Source organism: Pseudomonas tolaasii NCPPB 2192 (assembly GCF_002813445.1).
Lineage (GTDB): Bacteria > Pseudomonadota > Gammaproteobacteria > Pseudomonadales > Pseudomonadaceae > Aquipseudomonas > Aquipseudomonas tolaasii.
The window spans coordinates 1,051,705-1,061,881 of record NZ_PHHD01000001.1 but is presented as its reverse complement, the minus strand read 5'-3'; the positions used below and the strand labels follow the sequence as shown (position 1 = coordinate 1,061,881).

Genomic DNA, 10,177 nt, shown 5'->3' with positions numbered 1-10,177 from the left:
CCTTTATTGAAACGATTTGCTAAGGCCTTTATTTACGCCTTACAAAATGTTGCGCATGAACAAGCGAGCGTTAAAGCAGTCTGTTCTGCATCGAATTTATTTACCGAGGCGCCCTGGCGCATCGCTACTTTGAGATAGCCGTCCTCCATGTTTGGTTCCAACGACGACAAGAAGAACCCAGCCGCGGCTGGCGAGAAAAAAGGCCTGTTCGGATGGCTGCGCAAAAAGCCGCAGGAAACCGTCGTCGAACAGCCGCAAGTCCAGCCTGAGCCAGCTCCCGAGCCGGTATTGGACGCTGAGCCGGTTGCTGAAACGCCGGCACCGATCGTGTTGCCGATAGCCGAACCGGTATTGCAGCCGGTGGCAGAGGTTGAGCCTGAACCGGAGCACAAACCGTGGCTGGAGCTGCCGGTGGCCGAAGAGCCTGTTGCGCTGGTTGAAGATGTACAGGCCGAGCACGTGGTGCCGCCGATTCCGCCGGTGGTCGAGCCGGTTGAAGTGGCTGTCGAAGCCGCACCGGTTGTAGAAGCTCCAGCGCCGGTCGAGCCTGCCCCTGCTCCCGTAATGGTTGCAGTGCCTGCCGTAATTGAGCCGGAGCCTGCCCCTGCTCCCGTAATGGTTGCAGTGCCTGCCGTAATTGAGCCGGAGCCTGTCGCGGCCCCTGTCGAAACCAGCAAAACCGGTTTCTTCGCCCGCCTCAAGCAAGGCCTGAGCAAAACCAGCGCCAGCATCGGCGAGGGCATGGCCAGCCTGTTCCTCGGCAAGAAAGTCATCGATGACGAGTTGCTGGAAGACATCGAAACGCGCTTGCTCACTGCTGACGTAGGCGTCGAAGCCACCGCCGTGATCATCCGCAGCCTCACCCAGAAGGTCGCGCGCAAGCAGCTGACCGACGCCGACGCTCTGTACAAATCCCTGCAGGCCGAACTGGCCGCCCTGCTCAAGCCCGTGGAAGCCCCGCTGGTGATCACGCCGAAGAAACCGTTCGTGATCCTGGTCGTCGGCGTGAACGGCGCGGGCAAGACCACCACCATCGGCAAGCTGGCCAAGAAGCTGCAGTCCGAAGGCAAGAAAGTCATGCTGGCGGCGGGCGACACCTTCCGCGCCGCTGCGGTTGAGCAGTTGCAGGTCTGGGGTGAGCGCAACAAGATCCCGGTGATCGCCCAGCACACCGGTGCAGATTCGGCTTCGGTGATCTTCGACGCCGTTCAAGCTGCCAAGGCCCGTAATATCGACGTGTTGATCGCCGATACCGCCGGCCGCCTGCACACCAAAGACAATTTGATGGAAGAGCTGAAGAAAGTCCGCCGCGTAATCGGCAAGCTCGACGCCGACGCCCCGCACGAAGTGCTGCTGGTGCTTGACGCCGGTACTGGGCAGAACGCCATCAGCCAGGCCAAGCAATTCAACCAGACGGTGCAACTGACCGGCCTGGCATTGACTAAGCTCGACGGCACGGCCAAAGGCGGCGTGATTTTCGCGCTGGCCAAACAGTTCGGGTTGCCGATTCGTTACATCGGCGTCGGTGAAGGCATCGATGACCTGCGCACCTTTGAAGCCGAACCCTTTGTACAGGCACTTTTCGCCGAGCGGGAGCGTTCATGATTCGATTCGAACAGGTCGGTAAACGCTATGCCAACGGGCATGTGGGCTTGCATGAGCTGAGCTTTCGAGTGCGTCGCGGCGAATTTTTGTTTGTGACCGGCCATTCGGGCGCCGGCAAAAGCACGCTGCTGCGTCTGTTGCTGGCCATGGAGCGCCCGACCACGGGCAAACTGCTGCTGGCCGGGCAGGACCTGGCCACTATCAGCAATGCGCAGATTCCGTTTCTGCGCCGCCAGATTGGCGTGGTGTTCCAGAATCACCAGTTGCTGTTTGATCGCACGGTGTTCAACAACGTCGCCTTGCCGCTGCAGATTCTCGGGTTGTCCAAAGCCGAAATCGTCAAGCGCGTGGATTCGGCCCTGGAGCGCGTGGCGCTGTCGGACAAGACCGACCTGTACCCCGGCGACCTGTCCACCGGCCAGCAGCAACGCGTCGGTATTGCCCGTGCCATCGTCCACCGCCCGGCCCTTCTGCTGGCGGACGAACCCACCGGTAACCTCGACCCGCGCCTGGCGGCCGAGATCATGGGGGTGTTCGAAGATATAAACCGCCTGGGCACCAGCGTGCTGATCGCCAGCCACGACCTGGCGCTGATTGCGCGCATGCGCCACCGCATGCTGACCCTGCAACGCGGCCGCCTGATCGGTGACGGGGAGGCTGGCGTATGAGTGCTACCCGCAGCCCCAAGGTCTCCGAGCGCGTGGCGCCGAAAGCCGCCGATCCGCAACCGCAGAAAAAGAAAAAACATGATGATGACGATGGCCCGGATTTCGGCACGCTGCTGCGCGCCTGGATCGAAAGCCATCGCGCCAGTTTGCTCGACAGCCTGCGCCGTCTGGGCAAGCAGCCGATCGGCAGCTTCTTCACCTGCCTGGTCATGGCCGTGGCCTTGAGCCTGCCGATGGGCTTGTCGCTGCTGCTTAATAATGTGGAGCGCCTCGGCGGTTCCTGGCAGCGCGCGGCGCAGATTTCGCTATATTTGAATATCGACGCCAGCGCCAAAGACGGCGAGGGCTTGCGCGATGACATCAAGAACCTGCCGGGCGTAGCGGATGCCGAGTACATCAGCCGCGATCAGGCCCTGGAAGAGTTCCAGCAACAATCCGGCCTGGGCGAAGCCCTTAAAGAGCTGCCGCAAAACCCGCTGCCGGGCGTGGTGCTGGTGACGCCGAATGAAGTCGACAAGCCCGCGCTGGAAGCCCTGCGGCAAAAACTCGCAGAGATGCCCAAGGTGCAACAGGCGCAACTTGATCTAGTCTGGGTAGAGCGCCTGGCGGCGATCCTCAAGCTGGGTGACCGCTTTGTGTTTGGCCTGACGGTGCTGTTGGTGTCCGCATTACTTTTGGTGATAGGTAATACCATTCGTCTTCATATTGAAAACCGTCGCACCGAGATAGAAGTGATTAAACTGGTCGGCGGCACGGACAGCTATGTGCGTCGTCCTTTTCTCTATATGGGCGCGCTTTATGGCTTTGGTGCCGGGATTTTGTCCTGGGGCGTACTGGCTTTTGGCCTGGACTGGTTGAACGATGCGGTTGTAGGGCTTGCCGGCTTGTACGGCAGTGATTTCGCCCTGGCGGGCGTGCCGGTCGCCGATGGTCTGAGTCTCTTGCTTGGCGCGGTGTTGTTGGGGTATATCGGTGCCTGGATTGCGGTGGCCCGTCACCTGCGTGAGCTGGCGCCGAAGTAGTTAATGTCAGGGTAATGTGGTTTCGTTTGTATTGACCGTAATGGTGGTTTAGGGAACTTGTCCTACGGTTCCCGGTCAATTTTCGCAGTGCTTCACTGCACGAGTTATGTGAGTCGGAGGTTTTTTCGTATGACCACTTCTTTGCAACCTGCTTATGCTCTGGTCCCGGGTGCGAACCTGGAGGCCTATGTGCACACGGTCAACAGCATTCCATTGCTGACGCCCGAGCAGGAGCGTGAACTGGCCGAGAGTCTCTACTATGAGCAGGATTTGGGGGCGGCTCGGCAGATGGTGCTCGCCCACCTGCGTTTTGTCGTACATATCGCCCGTAGCTACAGCGGCTACGGCCTGGCTCAGGCTGACCTGATCCAGGAAGGCAACGTCGGCCTGATGAAGGCTGTGAAACGCTTCAACCCGGAAATGGGTGTGCGTCTGGTGTCGTTCGCCGTGCACTGGATCAAGGCGGAAATCCACGAATTCATCCTGCGCAACTGGCGCATCGTGAAAGTCGCGACCACCAAGGCCCAGCGCAAGCTGTTCTTCAACCTGCGCAGCCAAAAGAAACGCTTGGCGTGGCTGAACAACGAGGAAGTCCACCGCGTGGCCGAAAGCCTCGGTGTGGAACCCCGTGAAGTGCGCGAGATGGAAAGCCGCCTGACCGGCCATGACATGGCCTTCGACCCCGCTGCTGAAGCGGACGACGACAGCGCCTTCCAATCGCCGGCCAACTACCTGGAAGACCACCGGTACGACCCGGCGCGTCAACTGGAAGACGCCGACTGGAGCGACAACTCCAACCACAACCTGCACGAAGCGCTGGAAGTGCTGGACGACCGCAGCCGTGACATCCTCTACCAGCGCTGGCTGGCGGAAGACAAAGCCACGCTGCACGACCTGGCGCAGAAGTACAACGTGTCGGCGGAGCGGATTCGTCAGCTTGAGAAAAGCGCGATGAACAAGTTGAAATTGTCGATCGCGGCTTAAAACGCAGCAATAAAAAATGCCCCGGTCGAAAGATCGGGGCATTTTTGTACGTGCCTAACGCGCTCCACTGTGGGAGCTGGCTTGCCTGCGATAGCGGTGGGTCAGCCTGCAAATGAGCTGACTGACAGGGCCTCATCGCAGGCAAGCCAGCTCCCACAGTGGTTCTGTGTTGTGTCAGTCGGACCAGGGGGCTTTGCGGGTGTTGTTCAGTTCCACCAAGTAGCCATCGCCACCCAGTTGGCTCATCTGTTGGCGAATCCACGCCGCGCGCCGTGCCACATAGGCAGTTGGATGACTGGCGCTCCAAACCCTGGGATTAGGCAACACCGCCGCCAGATAGCTGGCCTGTTGGCGGGAAAGCCCTTTGGCACTCACCCCGAAGTGATGCCGCGCCGCCGCTTCGGCGCCAAACACGCCTTCATCCCATTCCACGCTGTTGAGGTACACCTCAAGAATCCGTTGCTTGGGCCACAACACCTCGATCAGCCCGGTAATCCACGCCTCCAGGCCCTTGCGCAAATAGCTGCGGCCGGTCCACAGAAACAGGTTTTTCGACACCTGCTGGCTCAAGGTGCTGGCGCCGCGAATCGAACCGCCGCGCTCGTTGTGCAGGATCGCCGCCTGGATCGCGCCGAAATCAAAGCCCCAGTGCTGCGGGAAACGCTGGTCTTCCCCGGCCATCACCGCCACTTTAAGGTCATCGGAGATCTCATCCCACGGCACCCAGGTACGCTGCACGTCAATCGGCTCGCCGTCGACCCACGACTCGATCTTGCGTTCGACCATCAAGGCCGTGAACGGCGGCGGCACGACGCGAAACAGCAGCACCAGCAACACACTGCCGATGGCAAACCATTTCACGACTTTGAGAAAACGCTTGAAGAGGAGACGCAGCATAGAGATGGCTTGGCCGAACCCGTTGAGCGGGCCATTATACAGACCCTGCCCCTTGCGTCTGACTGGAGTTCCTCATGCTGCGTAGCTTTCTGATGCTGGCTGCCTTTTTCGGTTTCACCGGCGTCGCGCTCGGCGCCTTCGCCGCCCATGGCCTGAAAAACCGGTTGAGCGCCGAGTACCTGGCGATCTTCCACACCGGCGTCACCTACCAATTGGTACACGCCCTGGCATTATTCGGCGTCGCGCTGTTGGCCGCGCATATTCCTGGCCGGCTGGTCAGCTGGGCGGGAATCTCGTTTACCGTCGGCATCCTGCTGTTCTCCGGCAGCCTGTATGTATTGATGCTGACCGGTTTCAGCAAGCTCGGCATCATCACACCCTTTGGCGGTCTGGCCTTCCTGCTGGGCTGGTTTTTCCTCGGTTTGGCGGCGTGGCGGTTGCAGGCCATCTGACCGAGGGGCTTGGGCCTGCTGCGGCAATCGGGCTAGAATGCGGGCCCCTAAAAACGATGGCGGCCCGCGGCATGCGCATTCTGTTGAACGGCGAATCCTTTGAACTGCCCGACGGTGAAACCGTTGCGGCCCTGCTGACCCGCCTCGACCTGACCGGGCGTCGCGTCGCAGTGGAACTCAACCTGGATATCGTCCCGCGTAGCCAGCACGCCGAGACTGCGCTCACCGAAGGTGACCAGGTCGAAGTGGTCCACGCCATCGGCGGCGGCTAGTCGCCCGCCTGAATTCTGCAGAACCTCACCCCAATTCGAGGATTTCCCATGAGCATCGTTCGTAGCGACAAGCCCTTCGTCCTGGCCGGTCGTACCTACCAGTCCCGTTTGCTGGTCGGCACCGGCAAGTATCGCGACATGGAAGAAACCCGCCTGGCCATCGAAGCCTCGGGCGCCGAAATCGTCACCTTTGCCGTACGCCGCACCAACCTGGGCCAGATCGAAGGCGAGCCGAACCTGCTCGAAGTGCTGTCGCCGGATCGCTACACCTTCCTGCCGAACACTGCCGGCTGCTACGACGCCATCGAGGCCGTGCGCACCTGCCGTCTGGCCCGTGAGCTGCTCGACGGCCACAACCTGGTGAAGCTGGAAGTGTTGGCCGACCAGAAAACCCTGTTCCCCAACGTGATCGAAACCCTCAAGGCCGCCGAAACACTGGTCAAGGAAGGTTTTGACGTGATGGTCTACACCAGCGATGACCCGATCATCGCGCGCCAACTGGCGGAAATCGGCTGCATCGCGGTGATGCCGCTGGCGGGCCTGATCGGTTCCGGCCTGGGTATCTGCAACCCGTACAACCTGCAGATCATCCTTGAAGAAGCCAAAATTCCGGTGTTGGTGGATGCGGGCGTGGGCACTGCCTCCGACGCGACCATCTCCATGGAACTGGGTTGCGAAGCGGTGCTGATGAACTCGGCGATTGCCCACGCTCAGCAGCCGATCATGATGGCCGAAGCCATGAAACACGCCATCGTCGCGGGCCGCCTGGCCTACCTCGCCGGCCGTATGCCGAAAAAACTCTACGCCAGCGCCTCCTCGCCGCTGGATGGTCTGATCAAGTAAGAGCCATTGATGACTGAATCAAACGAAACGCCGAACACCGTGGAAGAAGGCGATGAGTCCAAGCACCGCCGCATCAAGAGTTTTGTGATGCGCGCCGGTCGCATGACCGAAGGCCAGCAAAAGGGCCTGGAGCAAGGTGCGCCGCTGTTCGTGCTGCCATTGGCCGATGCGCCGGTGGACTACGACCAGGTGTTCGGCCGTTCGGCCCCGCGTTCCCTGGAAATCGGCTTCGGCATGGGCCATTCCCTGCTGGAAATGGCCGCTGCCTCGCCGGAACAGGACTTTATCGGTGTTGAAGTGCACCGCCCGGGTGTCGGCGCGCTGCTCAACGGCGTGCTGACCCAGGGCTTGACCAACCTGCGGGTCTACGACTGCGATGCGATTGAAGTGCTCAACCGCTGCATCGCCGACAACAGCCTCGACCGGTTGATGCTGTTCTTCCCCGACCCATGGCACAAATCCCGTCACCACAAGCGCCGCATCGTCCAGGCGTCCTTCGCGGAGCTGGTGCGCAGCAAGCTGAAAGTGGGCGGCATCCTGCACATGGCCACTGACTGGGAACCGTATGCGGAATACATGCTGGAAGTGATGAACGTCGCCCCCGGCTACCGCAACATCGCCGAAGACGGCAAATGCGTGCCGCGCCCGGCGGAGCGCCCGATCACCAAATTTGAGCGCCGCGGCGAGCGACTGGGGCATGGGGTTTGGGATTTGAAGTTCGAGAAAGTCGACTGACAGTACGCGGTCAAAACTGTGGGAGCTGGCTTGCCTGCGATAGCATCACCTCGGTATCACTGATACACCGAGGTGTCTGCATCGCAGGCAAGCCAGCTCCCACATTTGTTTTGTGTTGGCTTTGGGATCAGCGGCGGTCTGCGACTACGCCAATCAACACCAGCACAACCACCAGCACCGGCGCCAGGCTGTAGTTATTGAACTGGCTCAAGCCCCGCACAATCCACGGTGTGGCATAGATCAACGCGGCGCCGCTGCCGATCATGCACACCAACGCCATCAGCGGTACGCGCAATGCGCCAGCAATGCTGCCCAGGCGGGCTTCGACCCAGCCCTTGATGTCGGCGCCAAACAACACCAGCAAACAGCCTACGAGGGCCAGGGAGATTTCCGACAGGTTGCTACGGCTCCAGCGGGATACGGTGGCGAGCAGGTCGAGTACCAAATCCATGTGATTTCCTTAAGAGCGTCAGCTCAAAAACTTCTGCAACAGGTCATTGAGAAAGAGTTGCCCGCGGTCGGTGGCCGCCAGGTGTGACGGTTCGACCTGCATTAAGCCACTTTGTTCGGCCTCACGGCGGCCTTCGTCGAGGCTGGCCAGATCAAGGCCGGTACGCTCGGCGTAGAGCCTGGCGTCGACGCCTTCAGTGAGGCGCAACGCGTTCATCAGGAACTCGAATGGCAGCTCTTCGTTGGTCAGTTCCTTCGCGCCGGCCTGGAAGCTTTTGGCCGGGTTGAGGTAATCCTTTGGTGCGCGAGTCTTCCAGGTGCGCACGATGCGTCCGTCCGGGTGGCTCAGCTTGCCGTGGGCACCGGCGCCGATGCCGATGAAATCGCCGAAACTCCAGTAGTTCAGGTTATGCCGTGCCGGGCGACCGGGCTGGGCATAGGCCGAGACTTCATATTGCGCGTAGCCGTGTTCGGCCAGCAGCGCCTGGCCGGCCTCCTGGATATCCCACAGCGTGTCGTCTTCCGGCAGCGCGGGCGGCTGGTTCCAGAACACGGTGTTGGGTTCGAGGGTCAGTTGGTACCACGACAGGTGTGTCGGCTTCAGCGCGATGGCCTGGCGCAGGTCGCTTAAAGCGTCTTCCAGGGACTGGTCCGGCAAGCCATGCATCAAGTCCAGGTTGAAATTATCGAACCCGGCCTGGCGGGCCATGCCGGCAGCACGCACGGCTTCGTCACCGTTGTGGATGCGGCCCAGGGCTTCAAGCTTTTCCTGCTGAAAGCTCTGGATCCCGATAGACAGGCGGTTGATGCCCAGCTTGCGGTACGCCACGAACTTCTCTTGCTCGAAGGTGCCGGGGTTGGCTTCCAGGGTGATTTCGATATCGCGGGCAAACGGGATGCGTGCTTCCACACCCTTGAGCAAACGGCCCAGCGCCGCAGCGCTGAACAGACTCGGGGTGCCGCCGCCGAAGAAGATCGAGCTCAATTCGCGGCCATACACCGCGTGCAGGTCCTGGTCGAGGTCGGCCAGCAGCGCGTCCACATACTCTTCTTCCGGCAGCACCTTGCTGGCGGTGTGGGAGTTGAAGTCGCAATAAGGGCATTTACGCACGCACCACGGAATGTGGATGTACAGCGCCAGGGGCGGCAGCACCGGCAGGGCCGCCCGAGGTGTTTGCGCGCCGCCGTGGATCAGCGGCTGCGCAGAGGTGTTCTGGGTCATTTCAGGCCCAGACGCTGGCGCAGCAGAACCATGGCGCGGGCGCGATGGCTGATCTGGTTTTTGTCGGCCGGGGCCAGCTCGGCACTCGAGACATTGCGCTCCGGCACCCAGAACAGCGGGTCATAGCCAAAGCCGTGCTCGCCGCTGGCTGCGTGCAAAATGCGCCCGTGCCACAGGCCTTCGCAGAGGATCGGCAACGGGTCGTCAGCATGGCGAACCAGTGCCAGCACGCAGACGAATTGCGCGCCGCGCTCGGCATCCGGCACATCCTTGAGGGCGTCCAGCAGCTTGGCGTTGTTGGCCGCGTCGCCTTTGCCATCGGCATAGCGCGCCGAGTAGATGCCTGGGGCGCCGCCGAGGAAATCCACCGCCAGGCCCGAATCGTCGGCCAGTGCCGGCAGGCCGGAGATGCGTGCGGCATTGCGTGCCTTGAGGATGGCGTTCTCGACGAACGACAGGCCGGTTTCTTCCGGTTCCACCTGGCTGAACTCGCCAATCGAGCGCAATTGCACGGACTCGCCGAGCATGGCCTGCAGTTCTTTGAGTTTGCCGGCGTTATGGCTGGCCAGTACGAGTTGGGAAAGATTCATCATTCGGCCGGGAAAAGTTCTTGGACAAAACTGAAACCGTGGGCCTTGCCGGCGGTTTCAACATTGATGGTGAAGGTTTTGAATTCCTGCTGCGGCACGGAGTAGGGCGCGAGGTAATTGGTCACGCCTTTTTCGGTGATCTGCTTGAAGGTCAGCACTTCGCTTTTGCCCAGCGAATCCTTGATGGTACCGGTGACTTGCGCCACCACCGGCGTCACGCCCTTGAATACGGAAACGTTGATCAAACCCTTGTTCTTGCTGCGTACCACACCTGCGGCCTGTGCGGTTTCCGGCTGCAGGAAGCTGGAGGTGAAGGTGTTGTAGCGCACGGTGATGTCGCCGAATTCTTTCGTGCGGTTAGGGTCGATAACGTCGGCGGCCATGGCGTTGGCGCCAAGCAGTGCGGTCAATAAAAAAACAGCCAAACGACTCATGAA

General features: G+C 60.9%; 13 protein-coding genes. 8 read left to right on the top strand and 5 right to left on the bottom strand.

What is annotated here, in order from left to right:
- Positions 1-147 precede the first annotated feature (147 nt).
- The 4 genes from ftsY to rpoH all read left to right on the top strand — a co-directional run bounded on the left by ftsY (position 148) and on the right by rpoH (position 4,279).
- Positions 148-1,605, top strand: coding sequence for a signal recognition particle-docking protein FtsY (gene ftsY, locus ATI14_RS04965; protein ID WP_100831474.1), 1,458 nt, complete (start codon positions 148-150; stop codon positions 1,603-1,605).
- Entirely contained in the window at positions 1,602-2,273 is a 672-nt protein-coding gene (gene ftsE / locus ATI14_RS04960) for a cell division ATP-binding protein FtsE (protein ID WP_003234627.1), read from the top strand. Before ftsY ends, ftsE begins: the two co-directional genes overlap by 4 nt.
- The gene (ftsX, locus tag ATI14_RS04955; RefSeq protein WP_080520151.1) at positions 2,270-3,295 is read left to right on the top strand and encodes a permease-like cell division protein FtsX; all 1,026 of its coding nucleotides are present in this window, start codon (positions 2,270-2,272) and stop codon (positions 3,293-3,295) included. Before ftsE ends, ftsX begins: the two co-directional genes overlap by 4 nt.
- A gap of 129 nt (positions 3,296-3,424) precedes the next feature.
- Positions 3,425-4,279, top strand: coding sequence for an RNA polymerase sigma factor RpoH (gene rpoH / locus ATI14_RS04950; RefSeq protein WP_016972967.1), 855 nt, complete (start codon positions 3,425-3,427; stop codon positions 4,277-4,279).
- A gap of 174 nt (positions 4,280-4,453) precedes the next feature.
- On the opposite strand, the gene mtgA is transcribed toward rpoH, so the two are convergent.
- Positions 4,454-5,176 (bottom strand): monofunctional biosynthetic peptidoglycan transglycosylase, encoded by a 723-nt coding sequence (gene mtgA / locus ATI14_RS04945; protein ID WP_016972966.1) that lies wholly within the window; start codon positions 5,174-5,176, stop codon positions 4,454-4,456.
- Positions 5,177-5,250: 74 nt separating this feature from the next.
- Here mtgA and ATI14_RS04940 point away from each other — a divergent pair, with 74 nt between their 5' ends.
- The 4 genes from ATI14_RS04940 to trmB all read left to right on the top strand — a co-directional run bounded on the left by ATI14_RS04940 (position 5,251) and on the right by trmB (position 7,478).
- A complete protein-coding gene (locus ATI14_RS04940) occupies positions 5,251-5,628 on the top strand; it encodes a DUF423 domain-containing protein (protein WP_080520150.1) in 378 nt (125 codons plus the stop codon).
- Positions 5,629-5,699: 71 nt separating this feature from the next.
- Positions 5,700-5,900, top strand: a complete 201-nt coding sequence (gene thiS / locus ATI14_RS04935) for a sulfur carrier protein ThiS (RefSeq protein ID WP_031320180.1) — start codon at positions 5,700-5,702, stop codon at positions 5,898-5,900.
- Positions 5,901-5,948: 48 nt separating this feature from the next.
- Positions 5,949-6,743 (top strand): thiazole synthase, encoded by a 795-nt coding sequence (locus tag ATI14_RS04930; protein WP_016972963.1) that lies wholly within the window; start codon positions 5,949-5,951, stop codon positions 6,741-6,743.
- Between the two features lie 9 nt (positions 6,744-6,752).
- Positions 6,753-7,478, top strand: a complete 726-nt coding sequence (gene trmB, locus ATI14_RS04925) for a tRNA (guanosine(46)-N7)-methyltransferase TrmB (protein WP_016972962.1) — start codon at positions 6,753-6,755, stop codon at positions 7,476-7,478.
- Positions 7,479-7,605: 127 nt separating this feature from the next.
- Here the strand turns inward: trmB and ATI14_RS04920 are convergent, their stop codons facing one another.
- From ATI14_RS04920 to ATI14_RS04905, 4 genes are read right to left on the bottom strand one after another with little or no spacing between them, the layout of a single operon-like run.
- Entirely contained in the window at positions 7,606-7,929 is a 324-nt protein-coding gene (locus ATI14_RS04920; RefSeq protein ID WP_016972961.1) for a DUF3392 domain-containing protein, read from the bottom strand.
- 18 nt (positions 7,930-7,947) lie between these two features.
- Positions 7,948-9,150 carry a radical SAM family heme chaperone HemW gene (hemW, locus tag ATI14_RS04915; protein ID WP_016972960.1) on the bottom strand — a complete coding sequence of 401 codons (1,203 nt, stop codon included), beginning with the start codon at positions 9,148-9,150 and terminating at the stop codon, positions 7,948-7,950.
- Positions 9,147-9,743: an RdgB/HAM1 family non-canonical purine NTP pyrophosphatase gene (gene rdgB, locus ATI14_RS04910; RefSeq protein ID WP_031320178.1), complete on the bottom strand. Its 597-nt coding sequence runs from the start codon at positions 9,741-9,743 to the stop codon at positions 9,147-9,149. Before rdgB ends, hemW begins: the two co-directional genes overlap by 4 nt.
- Entirely contained in the window at positions 9,740-10,174 is a 435-nt protein-coding gene (locus tag ATI14_RS04905; protein ID WP_016972958.1) for a DUF4426 domain-containing protein, read from the bottom strand. The genes rdgB and ATI14_RS04905 overlap by 4 nt, the downstream gene beginning before the upstream one ends.
- Positions 10,175-10,177 lie beyond the last annotated feature (3 nt).